We start from the raw sequence: 16,457 nt of genomic DNA on the forward strand, positions 1-16,457 counted from the left end.
CCTATTTGGGTAAAACTATTTTTTCGCTGGCAATAATATGCAAATCGATGTTTTTGAGCAAGCGCACCAATTTTTGCGTCAAAGATCCTTTGAGGAGCATTTGCCAGCGCGATCGCTGACTCTCACCAATTACAATTTGGGTAATCCGATGTTTCTCGGCGACTTGGGCGATCGCATTGGCGATGTTACCGTTAGTAACACGAAGAAAAGTACCTTCAAATTCTTTACAAAGTTTCTCACAAGTGTGGATGTGTAAGCTTTCCTCTTTGGTGAGGAAGCGTTCTGGATCGGCAACGAACAAGGTATAAAGCGGCGCGTTCATATAGTTAGCCAACCTTGCACCCCGGCGTAACAGCTGCACTGAGTTGGGATAAGTAGATACACACACCAAAACGCGCTCGTGAATATTACAAAATTGTCCGTTGGGAGTAGAGGCGATCGCATTTCCTTCCACGTTGTCTGCCACTTCCCGCAAAGCCAACTCCCGTAAAGCAATCAGGTTACGGCGTTGGAAAAAATTATCGAGGGATTGTTGGATTTTGGGCTGTGCGTAAATCTTCCCTTCTAATAGCCGTTCTTGTAGTGTTTCCGGCGTGACATCTACTACCACTATTTCATCTGCTTCATCCATAATTCTGTCAGGAACCCGCTCACGGACTACCACACCTGTAATTCTGGCTACTAGATCGTTGAGACTTTCCAAATGTTGCACATTCATTGTGGAGTAGACATCAATCCCGGCTGCCAAAACTACTTCTACATCTTCGTAGCGCTTTTCGCGTAGAGAACCAGGGACATTGGTATGGGCAAGTTCATCGATTAAAACTAATTGGGGCGTAGACGCATTCGCGGAGCGTCTGTCTGCGACACGCTGCGCGAACGTAGAGAAGCGGCTTGTCGCTAGACATCGCTTTAAAATAGCATCTGTATCCATATCCGTCAGCGTCAACTCACCGCGAGGATATTGCTTACGGGGTATAATTTCCAGTCCCTCTGCCTTTTGGGCTGTCTCCTTACGTCCGTGGGTTTCCAAAAGCCCAACGACAACATCAATTCCTTCCTGTTTGAATGCGTGTCCCTCTTCCAGCATCTGGTAGGTTTTGCCTACTCCAGGAGCCATGCCAATAAAGATTTTATGTTTACCCCGTCGTCGTGCCGGATAAAGCGAGTAACTTGCAGAATTTAAAGGCGCATTCCCAGCCGAACCAATATTAGTATTATCTGACATTTATAGCACTCCTATTGCATGGGAAAACCATCATTGCCAATGCCCCATACTTCGACTACGCTCAGTACAAGTGCTCCATGCCCATTTACTGATTTTGCTGACGATTAATATCTTGCAAATCTAGAGCATAATTCAATCGGAGAACATTGACTCCCGGTTCGCCAAAAATCCATACAAATCTGCCATCAGTATACTTATTAATTAAACGTAGGATCTCCTCTTCTTTTACTCCCCGCGCACCAGCAACCCGCGTCAATTGCTGCCGTGCTGCTTTAAAGGAAATATGCGGGTCTAAACCAGAACCAGAGGTATAAATTGTATCAGCTATTGGTTTAAGATTTTCCTCTTGTAATTTTTCTGCCTCTTCTAAAATCCGCTTCAGTAGTTCTGGATTGCTGGCAGCGAGATTACTAGCTCCAGATATGCCAGTTGGCTTGGCTTTTTTCCCTTGGCTATATCTAACAGTACTAGGACGAGAATGGAAATATTGCTCAGATGTAAACACCTGACCGATTAAAGCAGAACCAATTGGTTCATTATTTAGATTCCGCATGATACTGCCATTAGCTTGATAGGGCAAAAAAACTTGGCCCACTACAAGAATTACCAGCGGATAGATGATTGCAGTCAACAACCAAAGCATTAGAGTTATAAAAATTGCTCTGATGGTTTCTCGAATAATAGCCATAAAAAGTTTTCCAATTGCGCCTAGAATTTAATTTTTAATTTTTAATTTTTAATTCTTTTGCCCACCTAGCAGGACGTTACAAGATGCTGTTAGCAACAGCATAAACAACTGGGTGAGTTACCACATTCAAGCACAGCAAGATAAAAATAGCGAGCGATATCCTTTGTTTATGCCATTGCGACTAAACAAAGGATATCGCCAAAGCAGTGCTGAGTGAAAACGATGTTTCTTCATATTCTTCTTGTTCCCCCTCTCAATAGGTAAAAGTAAAAATGTTTATTATTTTACTTATGGTCAAGATGCACTCGTTTGCCAGCGTCTCTACTTTTGCTATCCTTAAGCCAAGCCCACAAGTGTAATCAGTACATCGATCAATTTAATTGCAATAAACGGCGCAATCACCCCACCTAAGCCGTAAATTAAGATATTGCGTTGGAGTAACTGATTAGCTGTCAGCGGTCTAAACCGCACTCCCTTTAATGCCAAGGGAATCAAAGCGGGAATAATCAAAGCATTATAGATCAGTGCTGAGAGTACAGCAGATTTAGGGCTAGTCAAATTCATAATATTCATGCTTTGCAGATTAGCAGCGACAAATATCACTGGGATAATTGCAAAGTATTTAGCAATATCATTAGCGATGGAAAATGTCGTCAATGCCCCGCGAGTAATCAACAATTGTTTACCAATACCAATGATATCGAGCAGTTTTGTGGGATCGGAGTCCAAATCGACCATGTTGGCGGCTTCTTTTGCCGCTTGCGTTCCTGTATTCATCGCCACGCCGACGTTAGCTTGGGCTAATGCTGGAGCATCGTTAGTTCCATCTCCCGTCATGGCCACCAGTTTGCCTGCGGCTTGTTCCTGTTTAATGACACTGATTTTGTCTTCTGGTGTGGCTTCGGCGATGAAGTCATCAACCCCAGCTTCTTTGGCAATCACAGAAGCGGTAATTCGGTTGTCTCCAGTTAGCATGATGGTACGCACTCCCATCCTTCGCAGTTGCTCAAAGCGATCGCGGATACCAGGTTTAACTATATCTTTGAGATAAATAATCCCATAGATTTCGTTATCTAGGCTAACCGCTAGGGGTGTACCTCCCAGGCGAGAAACTTGTTCGTAGGCAGCATCCACTTCTGGTGTATCGCGTCCGTTGCGAGAACGGACAAATCCTTTAATAGCTTCTACTGCTCCCTTTCTGGCCTCATACCCACCAGGTAAGTTCGTGCCACTCATCCGGGTTTTGCCGGAAAAACTGACTCCTTCTGCCTGACTGGAGTCAAAATCAAACCGCGCGCCCAACTTTTCTGCCAATCGGACAATGGATTTACCTTCTGGTGTATTGTCAAAGACACTAGCTGCCCAGGCAACATTGGCAATTTCCGACATTGAATGACCGTTGAGGGGAATAAACTCTTCCGCCAGACGGTTGCCGAGGGTAATTGTACCTGTTTTGTCGAGAAGTAAAGTGTTGATATCACCACAGGCTTCGACTGCTCGTCCTGATGTGGCAATGACGTTAAATTGGGCAACTCGATCCATACCAGCAATACCGATGGTACTTAGTAAGCCGCCAATGGTGGTAGGAATTAACGCTACTAATAAGGCAATTAAAATTGGGACGCTGACTGGACTGTTGACATAGTAAGCAAGTGCAGGCAAGGTTACTACGACTAATAAAAACACTAAGCTGAGAACTGCCAACAATACCGTGAGAGCAATTTCATTGGGTGTTTTGCTGCGTTCTGCCCCTTCTACCAAGGTAATCATTCGGTCAATAAAGCCTTTGCCTGGGTCAGTAGTGATACGGATAATTAGTTCATCTGAGATAATCCGCGTCCCACCAGTGACGGAACTGGCAACATCGGAGCCTGATTCTTTTAATACTGGTGCGGATTCCCCAGTAATTGCCGATTCATCTACTGAGGCAACACCCATGATGACTTCACCATCGGCGGGAATGATATCGCCAGCAACGACGTAGATGGTATCGCCTTGTTTAAGGCTGGTGGATGAAACTTCACTAAGTGTGCCATCGGCAGCAAGTTTTTTAGCGATCGCCTCTAACTTTGTTAACCGCAAGGCATCGGCTTGGGCTTTACCCCGTCCTTCTGCCACTGCTTCGGCAAAATTGGCAAACCAAACTGTAAAGAATAAAATCCCCGACAACAAGGCGTTGAAAAGTTGCGGGTTCTTTTGAAGGGCTGGGCCAAATAGGTTGGGATCGATCGTTAGCAATAGGATGATGATTGTCCCTACCCAAACCACAAAGATTACTGGATTTTTGATTGCATACTTAGGGTTGAGCTTGACAAAAGCATCTCTAATTGCCCTTAAGTACAGCCACTTATTATTTGCCCTGGTCTTTTTACGTTTTTGGCGGCGATCGCCAGAACGAGAACTTGGGCGTCTAGCTTTGAAGTTAGTTGCCACTTGATTCATAAATAAAGTTAGCAGTGAGAAGTTAGGAGTTATAGGAACTTCTAATAAAAAAATATCCAAACTGTAGGATGCGTTACTAACGCATCCTACGAAACCGGATAATTTATAAGATAAGGCAGTAGGGAGGAGGAAAAAAGTATGAATAAAAACTTTGGCTCTGGGTAATTACCCAGTTAAAAATCAGATACTGGTACGAGACGCATAGTGCAAGACATAAACCTTTCTTGCTTCAATCTCACACTTTTAAGTCTGGGTTACTCCTTTCTCCTGCCTCCTGAATTATTTTTTGATATTTTCTTAATTTCAAACTTATAACTCATAACTTTTCTAACTGCCAGATGCTAGTTTTAAACCCTCAGCTATGGGGCCTAAAGCCAGAACGGGAAAGAAAGTTAATACTCCCAAAACCAGCGTTACTCCAGCCGTGATCCCAGTAAATACCAGAGAATCAGTTCTTAAAGTAGCAGGGGTTTCTTGTACTGGTTGTTTGCGAGACATCCCGTCAGCTAACAGCAGGATGGCAATCATCGGAATGTAGCGTCCTCCGATTAGGCTAACTAAAGTACTCAAGTTCCACCACAGGGTGTTATCCCTCAAGCCCTCTAAGCCCGAACCATTATTTGCTGCTGCTGAGGCATATTCATAAACTACTTGAGAAATACCGTGATAACCAGAGTTGCTAATTCCAGATAGGGAGATGGGATAAGCCAAAGCGATCGCACTGGGAATCAAAACTAGAATTGGGTGAATCAACAGCACTACGCTGGCGAGAACAATTTCCCGCTTTTCAATTTTGCGTCCTAAAAACTCTGGGGTACGTCCCGCCATGAGTCCAGTTAGGAAGACTGTGAGAATTAAGTAAATAAATAAGTAAGCTGTTCCAGTTCCCTGACCACCCCAGATAACCTGGATAAATAAGTTGAAGAGAGTCGAAAATATTCCTTGGGGCATCAGAGAATCGTGCATCCCATTCACAGCACCAGACATAGTAGCGGTAGTCATCACTGCCCAAAATGCTGTCTGTGCCCAACCAAATCGAACTTCTTTACCCTCTAAATTGGGTTGTTCTAATCCAAAGGCGGTATTAACTAGGGGATTACCTTGCAGTTCTCCCACGGCTGTAACTCCCACCAGAATCACAAAAATCACAAACACCATCCAAAAAAGTAGCCAAGCTTGTTTGATGTTATTGGCAAATATACCGTAGGTGTAAATCAAAGCTGCTGGGATAGAAATCATGGCGAGCATTTCTATCAAGTTAGAAGCGCCATTGGGATTTTCAAAGGGGTGAGCTGAGTTGACGCCAAAAAAGCCACCGCCGTTCTCGCCCAAAAGTTTGATCATTTCAAAGGATGCCACTGGGCCTCTGGCCAGATATTGCGTCCCGCCTTCTAAGGTTCTCACATCCATAGTCTGAGCTAAGGTTTGTGGTACACCTGCTACCAGCAAAGCGATCGCTCCAATGATCGAAATCGGCAGCAATATTCGCGTAATTCCACGGACGAGATCGACGTAAAAGTTTCCCAGTTTTCTACCCGTCAACCCGCGAATAAAGGCAATTCCCACGGCTAAACCGGTGGCTGCGGAGGTGAACATCAAAAAGCCTAAAGCCGCTACCTGGCTAAAATAGCTTAAGGTTGTCTCACCTGCATAGTGTTGTTGGTCGGTATTTGTTACAAATGAAATCGTTGTATGCAGTAATACATCCCAACTGATAGCACCGAAGCCGTTTGGATTCCAGGGTAAGAGTCTCTGAAAATATATCAGAAAATACACTGAAATACCCATAATCGTATTGCAAAAGATTACGGCCCGGATATACTGCCAACCCGTCATGTCATCTTTTCTCCGAACACCCGCAAGTACGAACATACTTCGCTCTATGGGGTTCATTAAAAAATCAAGCAGTGTTTTTTCTCCCAAAAAAACAGACGCTATGTATCTTCCGAATAGCGGAGTGATTACTATGACAATACACAGCGTTAAGCCAATTTGCAAAAAACCTTGTCCCATATATTTTGCGCTAAATTAAATTTCAGTAGTAGCAAGCCAATTCTTAAAAATAATAGATTAACTGTAGAAGTATTTGATTTCAAGGGATTTTCCTCAGCAGTACTGAGTAAAAAAAAGCTATAATCGCACCCAGCATCAAATCAGTTCGGAGTAATGAGTGCCTCGGCTGAAAGCAGGAAGATTCATAAGTATTAATTCTTACTTATTACTTTTTACTCAGTACTGGCTCAACGTCCCACTGCGGCTAACATAACTCCTGAATATTTTCAGTTATGACTATTTTCCAGATACTTATTAAAGTTTTCGTTAAGAATATTTAATTTTGACTCTTACAGCAATTTTCATGTATTTGAACCACATTTGTTGTAGTAGGGGCGCAAGGCCTTGCGCCCCTACCGCGTTGTCTATTTACCTGAAAATAGCTGTAATTTATATATCTCACTACTTAGGATTATTTGTTTATACAATACATTTTCCAAGTTTGCTACTTTCAAAGAATATAAATATCATAAAGTATTTTCTTAATGGGATTAGGGTTTGGGAAGATAGTGGTAGAGACGCCGCTTCTTGTCGCAACTACCGAGTTTCCACTCTCCAGTCTCCTTTCCTGCATTTGGATAATCGTAATTTTCGGGTTAATTCTTAAGTTGGCATTTGCAGATATAGATTGCAGATAGATCGTAATTGGTGAATTAAATAGTTATCCAGATTGGATAATCACAATTTTTTAGTAAATCATAAATGACGATGTTAAGTCGATTATTGACTATGAAAGAAGCGATAAATGAGCGGGGAAAAACCTATGGACTAATAGCGATCGCCTTTGCGATCGTGATAATACTAGAATATTTGACACCCCCTGAGTACGTATTTGGCTACCTTTACACAGGGACGATTTTATTAGCAGATTCTCGATTGAATCGGGGAGCAGTTTTGGGGATCACTGTTGCAGCAACAGGATTAACATTGTTGAATTTGTTTATTCCCGGAGGAGAAATGATTAATTCTCCAACGTTGGCAAATAGATTGATTGCAGTATTGGCGTTGCTGGTAACGGGTTGGTTAAGTGACCGCAACCACCGTAATGAAGAAGCGATCGCTTATACCCAAGCACAATTACGCTCCCAAGAACAACTAGCTACCATGCGTGAAGATTTTGTTTCTACCCTAACGCATGATTTGAAAACACCCCTATTAGGAGCAATTGAAACGCTGAAATATTTTCAAAATGAGCAATTTGGTGAAATCACGCCCACGCAAGCAAAAGTCCTACAAACAATGGCTCGTAGTCATGGCAGTACATTGCAATTAGTCCAAACACTTTTAGATGTGTACCGCAATGATGCCGAAGGGCTGAAACTACAGATATCACCAGTTAACTTGGTGACAGTGGCGGAGGAGATTGTTGCTAGCTTGGCTGAGCTAGCGAAAACACGTCAGGTTTATATTTCTCTGCATTATGGCGAATCAGATTTTCGCAGCTTTCTCTGGGTAAATGGCGATTCTTTGCAACTTGGGCGAGTCTTTAGTAATCTCCTGAGTAATGGCATTAACCATACCCCTCGTGGCGGTAAAGTGGAAGTAGTATTTGAAGGTTATTCTAGCGATCAAGTGGTAAAAATACTCGATACTGGTTCCGGCATTACCGAAAAAGAGTTACCTCACTTATTTGAGAGATTTTATCAAGGAAATAGCGATCGCCACGTCTCCGGTTCTGGGCTAGGACTTTATTTGACCAGGCAAATTATTACTGCTCATGGGGGTACAATTTGGGCAGAGAATCGCTCACCACGCGGCGCACTGTTTGGTTTCCGACTCCCGGCTTGTCCACCACCGGGGAGATGAGGAGTGGGGGAGCAGCACTTCTCTACGAGACGCTGCGCGTAGCTTGCTTCCACAAAGTGGTACGGCTACGCTCAGTGACCGGGGAGCAGGGGAGGATAATTAATGACCAATGACCAATCACCAATGCCCAATAACAAATGACAAAAATCTTACTAGTTGAAGATGATGAATTATTTCGGCTTGGTCTACGGATGCGGTTGCAACAAGAAACCAGTTTGGAGATTGTTGCAGAAGCAGAAGATGGGGAACAAGCTGTAGAATTAGCAAATCACTATCCTCTGGATTTGGTCTTGCTGGATATAGGTTTACCGGGAATTGGTGGGATTGAGGCTTGTCGCCAAATCAAGCAGAAGCACCCAAATTTACCAATTCTTGTTTTAACGTCTCGTTCTGAAAAACCCCTGATTTCGCGGTTAATTGCTGCGGGGGCGCAAGGTTACTGCCTTAAAGGTATTCCGGCTGAGTCTTTGATATTGGCAGTGCGATCGGTTGCAGCGGGCGCTTCTTGGTGGGATCAAACAGCAACAACTGAAATTAGAGCCGCTTTTGAGGGCAATTCGATGGCGGTGCAGGGAGCAAAAACTGAGGAATCTTTAGAAAATCCTTTAACAAAGCGGGAGCAAGAAATTTTGGCACTAGTAGCAGCTGGCAAAAGCAATCAAGAAATTGCTGAAATTCTCTACATTGCCCCTGGTACAGTGCGGGTTCATGTCCATGCTATTTTACAGAAACTAGAAGTACGCGATCGCACTCAAGCCGCAGTCTTAGCTATCCAAAAAGGATTGGTAGCACCAGAATTGTTGATTAATTAGATTCATGATTTTGAAAATTGTGATGAGATATCAGGCTGCTCTATAGGAATTTCGATCACAAACTCTGCTCCTTTGCCAACAGATGAGTTACAGCTAATATTTCCTCGGTGTTTTTGGACGATAATCTGATAGCTAATAGATAATCCTAGCCCACTACCTTTACCCACAGGTTTTGTGGTAAAAAATGGGTCAAATAAGCGCGATCGCAACGACTCTTCAATACCAAGACCATTATCAGCGATCGCAATTTTGACTATGTTCAAGTCTGTCACTTCTGTATGAATCCGAATTTGGGGAGTAGGGAGTAGAGAGTAGGAAGTAGAAGATTGATTCGTCACTCCCCATTGCCCCCGATCCCCAGAGTAAGGCCCAAGTTCCCCACTCTCCACTCCCTCTTCTATTGCATCAATAGCATTATTCAACAAATGCATAAATACTTGATTTAGTTCACTCGCATAACAAGTGACTAGGGGCAAGTTACCATAATCTTTGACTACAACAATTGCCGGACGATCGGCTGCTTCCCTGAGCCGATGTTGTAACATCACTAAAGTATTTTCGATGTCTTCATGGATATTTACCCGTTTCATCTCTGCTTCATCATGCCGAGAAAAATGTTGTAGCGCCAGTACAATTTCCCGAATGCGATCGGAACCTCTATACATTGCACCTATCAGATTTTGTAGATCCTTAATAATAAAATTCAAGTCTACATCTTTGGCTATTTGCTGAATTTTTTGTGTGGGTTTGGGATATTCCTGTTGATATACCTCAATTATATTTACTAGGTCTTCCACATATTGACCAGCATATTGGAGATTTCCATAAATAAAACTGATCGGGTTATTAATCTCATGAGCCAGCCCAGCCACTAACTGTCCCAGTGCCACCATCTTTTCGTTCTGAATTTGTTGAACTTGAGAGGCTTTCAAGTTGTCAAGAGCCTGTTGGAGTAAAAAGTTTTTTTCTTGCAGTTTAACTTGGAGTAAACGTAAATTAATCTGATTTTCAATTCGCAACACCACTTCTGCACCATGAAAAGGTTTTGCAATATAATCTACACCACCAACATCAAATGCCTTTACCTTATCTACAACATCATCCAGAGCGCTAATAAAAATTACTGGGACTTCAGAAGTTTTATCGTCAGCTTTCAGTTGTTGACAAACTTGGTAGCCATCCATACCTGGCATATTGATATCTAGCAAAATCACATCGGGCAAAACCATTTGACATGCAGTCAGTGCCATTTTACCGTTTAAGGCTTTGCGAACTTCAAAACCTTGTGCAGTCAACATCGCCGATAAAAGCCGCAAATTATCTGGGGTATCATCGACCACCAAAATATTTCTTTTCTGATGGTTAGTTTGATTAAAATGCATTATTTATCAAAAGTTATGCGTATAATTATTGATGATAGTAAATCCTTTTTTGAAATCACCCTAAAATTTGTTGACTGATTTCACCGAAATACTTATATTTATAGTTTAACTCTCACGTGGCTGGAGAGTTTTGCAGATTATCGAAGCTATTGGCCAGTTATCACCTTTGGCAACCTGAGAAACTGCTGTAATGATTATAGTAGATAGCACTCACAGATTATCTAGCCAAGGATAAACAATTAAATTTTTCCCAGGTGCTAGTTGATAGTTACCATTGAGGTGCTGAGGTGAGCAACTCAAGAGCTAGTTGTTGTTCTATGGGTTTAGAAAATAAATATCCTTGAGCAAAATTACAGTTTAAACTTCTCAATTGGGCTAACTGTTCTTGTGTTTCGACACCTTCAGCGATCGCACTCATCCCCATTGAGTTGGCAATGCCAATCATTGCTGGTACTAACCCCATATTCTCTTTGTTCTCCTGCATCCGTTTGACGAAGGATTTATCAATTTTGAGTGCATTTAAAGGAAAGCTGTGCAGGTAACTTAAAGAGGAAAATCCTGTACCAAAGTCATCCATAATCAACTTGATTTTTCGCTGCTTTAGTTGTTGAAGAATTATTTTTATTGCATCTGTATTTTCCATAATTACACTTTCAGTAATTTCTAATTCTAAATATGCCGGATTTATTTTATTTTCATAAATTATTCGGTCAATTTGTTCTACCAAATTCGGCTGTAAAAATAATCTTGCACTCAAATTGACACTCATAGTTAGAGGTTCTGGTGTCACTGGATAATGTTGCCAGATGCTTAATTGATGACAAGCTGACTGTAATACCCAAGTATTGATGGCATTAATTAAACCTGTTTCTTCGGCCACAGGAATAAATTCTATAGGAGAAACCAAACCACGAATCGGATGTTGCCACCGCACCAAGGCTTCAAATCCAGAAATTCTGCCTGTAGCCAGGGAAATAATTGGCTGATAGTAAACGAGGAATTCTCGCCTTTCAACAGCTCTCCGCAGGTCATTTTCTAACTCTAAAAGCTGAATAGCTTCCTGATGCATCACTGGATTAAAAACGTGATATTTGGCTCTTCCTTGAGCCTTAGCTCGATACATTGCCGTATCAGCATCCCGCAGCAAATACTCTGGGCGATCATAATCTTTATTGCCCCAACTAATACCAATACTGGCATTCATAAATACTTCATATCTTGACAATTGAAAAGCGAGTGATAACTGTTGCAAAATCCTTTCTGCAACTTGGATTGCTATATTGATATCTGTGATATTTTCTAAGAGAATTCCAAATTCGTCCCCGCCCAATCGTGCTAAAGTATCAACAGGTATGATACATGCTTGTAAGCGTTGAGCAATGGCTATCAGCAATTCATCTCCTACCGGATGACCAAGAGAATCATTGATTACTTTAAAGCGATCGCAGTCCAAAAAAAGTACCGCAAACTGATAACTAGATTCTTGCTTGGCGCGATTGAGAGCATTTTCTAATTGCCTAATAAACAAAACTCGGTTTGATAATCCAGTCAGGGAATCATGCAGTGCTATATCTAGCAACTGACTTTGCAATTGCTGGCGGGAATCGATTTCTTGCTGGAGTTTTTGGAGAGCTTTTTCTAGCTCCCCAGTCCGCTGTTTTACCCGATCTTCAAGTTCAACATTTAATTTCAATATTTCTAACCGCGCCGATCTCAATGCCAGTTGATTTTGCACACGCACTAAAACTTCTTGAAACTCAAAAGGTTTGGTGATGTAGTCTACACCACCCACTTTAAAGGCTTTAACTTTGTCAAAAACATCATCTAAAGCACTAATAAAAATCACCGGAATATCGGCTGTTAGTTCCCAAGCTTTAAAGGTCTGGCAAATTTCATAGCCATCTACTTCTGGCATCATGATATCGAGTAGAATCAAATCAGGTAATAATGTTTGAGTTGCTGTCAATGCCATTTGCCAGTTCAAAGCTTTACGAACGTTATACCCTTCCCTTGTCAATATGGAGGATAAAACCCGAAGGTTATCTGCCATATCATCAATGATCAAAATATCTTTTTTCTTAGGGTCTAAATGCTCGTAATTCATTCTAAGTTTGTTGTAGTCAATTCCATGATTTTCTCAAACTGGTAGTTATTTGCTAAATCCCTGAGAACTTGGGAAACTTGAGCATTATCTGATGGAATTTGCTTGAGTAACTCTAAAATCAGTTCATCGCTACAGCTGGCTGCGGCATAGTGAATCTGTTGGAGCCACTCAGGTGACATTTGTGATAAATGCCCCAGGAGTTCGGCAACACTGACAAAAATCTGTGTAGCTTGATCGACAACTACTGTGTTTGTGGTTTCTACTTGATTGGTATATTTTAAACCCAGATGTTTGCTCAGTTTTTCCAATAATACTTCCTGTTTGAATGGCTTGCGAATAAAATCATCACAGCCAATGGACAAAATTTTCTGGCGTTCTTCTTCAAAGGCGCTAGCAGTTAGGGCAATAATGATTGTATTTGTATTAGAGCTATCCGGCATTGTTCTAGAGAAGTCGTAAGGGGGAGCCCAGGCTGTTGGCATCCGCGATCGCAAATTGGACGCACCAGAAGCATCATTTTCTATAACACCAGTTGTTTCTGGTGTGGAAGACTCTTTGCGTACAACTTTCAGAACCTCATCCTCGCCTGAATCGGTTAACTCTTCTGCAAGGTACTGGCTCCCCGATGACACCAGTTGTTTCAATTTTGGGAACCTCCGCGACGTATTGGCTGTCCCATGCCCGATTTGTCTAGCTTTAATAATTCTTGTGGCTTCGTAACCATCCATGACTGGCATTCGCATATCCATAAAAATCAGGTGTGGTTGCCAAGATTCCCAATTAGTGATCGCTTCACTACCATCTGTAGCTTCGTTAACTTCAAAGCCGAGAGATGTGAGAATTTTAACTAGTAACATCCGGCTTTCTTTGGAGTCGTCAACTACTAAAATGCGGTATACTTTTTCACTAGGTGCTAAAGCTCTAATTTGTGATTTAATTTGGTTTATCGGAATTTCTCTGGGGCAAGTTAGAGCAATCTGAACATCAAAGGCAAATGTACTACCGACACCAGGCATCGTGCTGACAGTAATATCTCCTCCCATCAGTTGCACGTATTTACGGCTAATTGCTAAACCCAGTCCCGTCCCTTGTTGGAATTTTCTCCCGATTTCGGTTTGTTCAAAAGCCTCAAACAGCAATTCAAGTTCTTGTGCGGCAATACCACAGCCAGTATCTTGTACCTCGAAAAAAAGAAGAGAGGGATAAGAAAGATTTTGCTCGCCCTGCTCCCCTGCTCCCCGGTCACTGAGCGTAGCCGTACCACTTTGTGGAAGCAAGCTACGCGCAGCGTCTCGTAGAGAAGTGCTGCTCCCCTGCTCACCAGCCCCCAGTCTCACCCGTAGCGTCACCCTCCCTTGATCGGTAAATTTGATCGCATTTCCTAAGAGGTTGAGCAATACTTGACACAGTTTATTTTCGTCCGTTTCTATATATTTAGGAATATCTGGCGCACATTCAAAGAGTAATTCTAAATTTTTAGATGTAGCACGCAAGTGCAACATCTCTTCTAAGTTCTTCAACAAATGAATTAAGTCAAAGCTGCTGCAATTTAATGTGATTTTGCCAGCTTCGATTTTAGACATTTCTAGAATGTCGTTAATTAATTTGAGTAGATGTTCGCCAGCACGATTAATTATTGCCAAGTTTTCTTGATGTTCGCTAGATAGCGAATAATCTCGACTCATGACTTGGGTAAAACCAAGAATGGCATTGAGTGGGGTACGCAGTTCGTGGCTCATGTTAGCAAGAAATTCGCTTTTGGCGAGGTTGGCGGCAGCACTTCGCGCCGCTTCCCGAACGGCTGCTTGTTGTTCCTGTGCAGCGATTTTTTGCGATTGAATCAGTTCTTCTTGGGTGGTTTGCAGTTGCTCGATAACTTGCTGGAACTCTTCAGTACGTTTTTTTACTTGAGCCTCTAAGGTGCGATTGTATTCTGCTAATAAATTTTCTGTTTGTTTGCGTTGGGTAATATCAAAAAATGTGGCGATCGCAAAAGCCACATTCCCTGATTCATCATAAATTGGCTTTCCTAAAACCTCAATGCGAGTAATATTGCCACAACAGCGAATTTCCATATCATCAACCCTGGTGCTTTCCCCAAGCAATGCTCTCAAAATCGGTAAGCGATCGCTGGGGTAAAGTTGATTTGTGCCGGCAAGGTAAGCTTGATATATCTCTGACAATTCTTCGACTTTAACTTCTGCGATTGCTCCTTGACCGAGAATTTGCTGCCCAATCTGATTTGTATAATAAGGCTCACCTTCAGCATCGATGATAAATACACCTACCGGTATAGCTTCTAAAAATTGAGTTAGCTGACTCTGATTATGAGATAGCGCCTCATTTAAAACTTGCATCTGGGCATTCTTTGCTTCTAAAGCACTAAAGGATGCTTGGAGTTGCTTTGCCATAGTTTCAAATGATTTGGCTAGTTCCCCCAGTTCATCGGAACGCTGAATGTCTGGTATTTCCTCCCATTCACCTTGAGCAATTTTCTTCGCCGATCTGTTTAATTGTAAAATCGGCTTAATTACCCAACGAGCAGTCAAAATCCCAATTCTTGTAGCCACTAAAAAAGCAACTATGCACAGCAAAATAGTGATGCGGGTGTTGGCATTAATTTGCTCCATAAATTCGCCTTCGGGAATCACCGCCACGATTAGCCAATCTAAACCCAGTTCGTCCTTCCAACTTTTTACCTGCACAAAATAATGCATTCCATCGGCGGTAAAACTTAGTTGTTGCTTCCCTACAACCAATTTAAGACTGCCAAAGTGTTCGATCAAAGACTGTGTTGTGAGTTTAATCAAAGGATTTTGACTATCTAATGCTGATAGACGTTTTCCTTTACCATTAACGATTGTATATGGTGGCTCGCTAGTAGAAGAAGCCACTATTAACCCAGAACGCTCTAAAATAAAAGTTTTACCCGACTCTTTGACCTTTAACTTAGCTAAAAAGTTGCCGATTTGTGACAAGAGCAAATCAACACTAATTACCCCAACGAATTTGTGATTTTTATCGTAAACAGGATAGCTGGAAGATATGGATAAAATTTCTGGTTTATCTTCCCATTGATAAATTTGACTCCAAACTCGTTTGCCTATCTTGACTGGATCTGCATACCAAGCTTCTACACGAGGATCGTAATTTTTGACTTCCTGCAAATGGCGGCGATTTCCTTGCTTGTCTGTAGGATAAACATAAAGTTTGCCTATACCATGCTTTTCGCTAACTTCATTAATTAAGAGCTGGCCATTATCTAGACGTTCAACACCGATAAATTCACCTTTGGGATTGGCAAAGCTGTTGTAGCCAACATTGAAAACCTGCATTTGTTTCCAAAAGTAATTGCCAGTGGTTTGAAAGTCCGAAAGGTTGAGCAAACCTAGCTCAATCGCATCTAAGTTGATTTGATTGATTTGCTTCGGGGTTGTTAAATAGCTATCAAGATGCTGTTCAATGCGATCGCAGATTTCATTTTCTAATTGAGTAGCAAGCTCCCTTACCGCTTTTTGGCCGTTTTGATACGAAAGATAGCCCACAAGTCCCACCGCACCACAAATTTCCAAGATAAAGGGCACAATCAGAACATATCTCAGGGGCATCTTGCCATAAACTTTGCCAACTAAGCGATTAAATGATTTGACGGGCTGAAGTTTGGATAACATTGTAGTTTTATTCTTCCCCAGCATCTATTAGGTGCATTTTGCCGTGATAGCTACATTCTATATAAGTATAATTACGGCATCCACTCCTCTTTATGAAAATTTTATATCTTTAGTATAAAATAGTACTAAATATTTATAATTCTTTGATTGGCTGACTTCCTCCAACGCCTAATTTTCAAACTTTGTACAGGAGTAGTCCACTATATAAACCGACTACGCGGGTACGCCATCGCACCTGAATTTGCTCAGTTTTCTCTGGCAATATTTCCACA

9 protein-coding genes are annotated in these 16,457 nt (G+C 41.9%); 2 read left to right on the plus strand and 7 right to left on the minus strand.

What is annotated here, in order from left to right:
- Position 1 precedes the first annotated feature (1 nt).
- The 4 genes from V7L12_RS02790 to kdpA form a co-directional block, all read right to left on the minus strand.
- Positions 2-1,228 (minus strand): universal stress protein, encoded by a 1,227-nt coding sequence (locus tag V7L12_RS02790; RefSeq protein WP_335081947.1) that lies wholly within the window; start codon positions 1,226-1,228, stop codon positions 2-4.
- Between the two features lie 85 nt (positions 1,229-1,313).
- Positions 1,314-1,916 carry a K(+)-transporting ATPase subunit C gene (kdpC, locus tag V7L12_RS02795; protein WP_335081949.1) on the minus strand — a complete coding sequence of 201 codons (603 nt, stop codon included), beginning with the start codon at positions 1,914-1,916 and terminating at the stop codon, positions 1,314-1,316.
- Positions 1,917-2,252: 336 nt separating this feature from the next.
- Positions 2,253-4,358 (minus strand): potassium-transporting ATPase subunit KdpB, encoded by a 2,106-nt coding sequence (kdpB, locus tag V7L12_RS02800; RefSeq protein ID WP_335081951.1) that lies wholly within the window; start codon positions 4,356-4,358, stop codon positions 2,253-2,255.
- A gap of 327 nt (positions 4,359-4,685) precedes the next feature.
- The gene (gene kdpA / locus V7L12_RS02805; protein ID WP_335081953.1) at positions 4,686-6,371 is read right to left on the minus strand and encodes a potassium-transporting ATPase subunit KdpA; all 1,686 of its coding nucleotides are present in this window, start codon (positions 6,369-6,371) and stop codon (positions 4,686-4,688) included.
- 747 nt (positions 6,372-7,118) lie between these two features.
- On the opposite strand from kdpA, the gene V7L12_RS02810 reads away from it, so the two are divergent.
- Both V7L12_RS02810 and V7L12_RS02815 read left to right on the plus strand, forming a co-directional pair.
- On the plus strand, positions 7,119-8,216 hold the full coding sequence (locus V7L12_RS02810) for a sensor histidine kinase (protein ID WP_335082021.1): 1,098 nt from the start codon (positions 7,119-7,121) through the stop codon (positions 8,214-8,216).
- A 137-nt stretch (positions 8,217-8,353) separates the two neighbouring features.
- On the plus strand, positions 8,354-9,028 hold the full coding sequence (locus V7L12_RS02815; protein ID WP_334922861.1) for a response regulator transcription factor: 675 nt from the start codon (positions 8,354-8,356) through the stop codon (positions 9,026-9,028).
- Between the two features lie 2 nt (positions 9,029-9,030).
- Here V7L12_RS02815 and V7L12_RS02820 read toward each other — a convergent pair whose 3' ends face one another.
- From V7L12_RS02820 to V7L12_RS02830, 3 genes are all read right to left on the minus strand, one after another.
- Positions 9,031-10,410: a hybrid sensor histidine kinase/response regulator gene (locus tag V7L12_RS02820; RefSeq protein WP_335081955.1), complete on the minus strand. Its 1,380-nt coding sequence runs from the start codon at positions 10,408-10,410 to the stop codon at positions 9,031-9,033.
- A gap of 268 nt (positions 10,411-10,678) precedes the next feature.
- Positions 10,679-12,514 (minus strand): GGDEF/EAL domain-containing response regulator, encoded by a 1,836-nt coding sequence (locus tag V7L12_RS02825; protein ID WP_335081957.1) that lies wholly within the window; start codon positions 12,512-12,514, stop codon positions 10,679-10,681.
- Positions 12,511-16,185 carry a response regulator gene (locus V7L12_RS02830; RefSeq protein ID WP_335081959.1) on the minus strand — a complete coding sequence of 1,225 codons (3,675 nt, stop codon included), beginning with the start codon at positions 16,183-16,185 and terminating at the stop codon, positions 12,511-12,513. Before V7L12_RS02830 ends, V7L12_RS02825 begins: the two co-directional genes overlap by 4 nt.
- Positions 16,186-16,457 lie beyond the last annotated feature (272 nt).

The sequence above is a fragment of the Nostoc sp. genome (assembly GCF_036918245.1).
GTDB lineage: Bacteria > Cyanobacteriota > Cyanobacteriia > Cyanobacteriales > Nostocaceae > Nostoc.

Coding starts and splice junctions, on each gene's coding strand:
- V7L12_RS02815 (WP_334922861.1), top strand. CDS start 8,354: ATGACAAAAATCTTACTAGTTGAAGATGATGAATTATTTCGGCTTGGT.
- kdpA (WP_335081953.1), bottom strand. CDS start 6,371: ATGGGACAAGGTTTTTTGCAAATTGGCTTAACGCTGTGTATTGTCATA.
- kdpC (WP_335081949.1), bottom strand. CDS start 1,916: ATGGCTATTATTCGAGAAACCATCAGAGCAATTTTTATAACTCTAATG.
- V7L12_RS02830 (WP_335081959.1), bottom strand. CDS start 16,185: ATGTTATCCAAACTTCAGCCCGTCAAATCATTTAATCGCTTAGTTGGC.
- V7L12_RS02825 (WP_335081957.1), bottom strand. CDS start 12,514: ATGAATTACGAGCATTTAGACCCTAAGAAAAAAGATATTTTGATCATT.
- V7L12_RS02820 (WP_335081955.1), bottom strand. CDS start 10,410: ATGCATTTTAATCAAACTAACCATCAGAAAAGAAATATTTTGGTGGTC.
- V7L12_RS02790 (WP_335081947.1), bottom strand. CDS start 1,228: ATGTCAGATAATACTAATATTGGTTCGGCTGGGAATGCGCCTTTAAAT.
- V7L12_RS02810 (WP_335082021.1), top strand. CDS start 7,119: ATGTTAAGTCGATTATTGACTATGAAAGAAGCGATAAATGAGCGGGGA.
- kdpB (WP_335081951.1), bottom strand. CDS start 4,358: ATGAATCAAGTGGCAACTAACTTCAAAGCTAGACGCCCAAGTTCTCGT.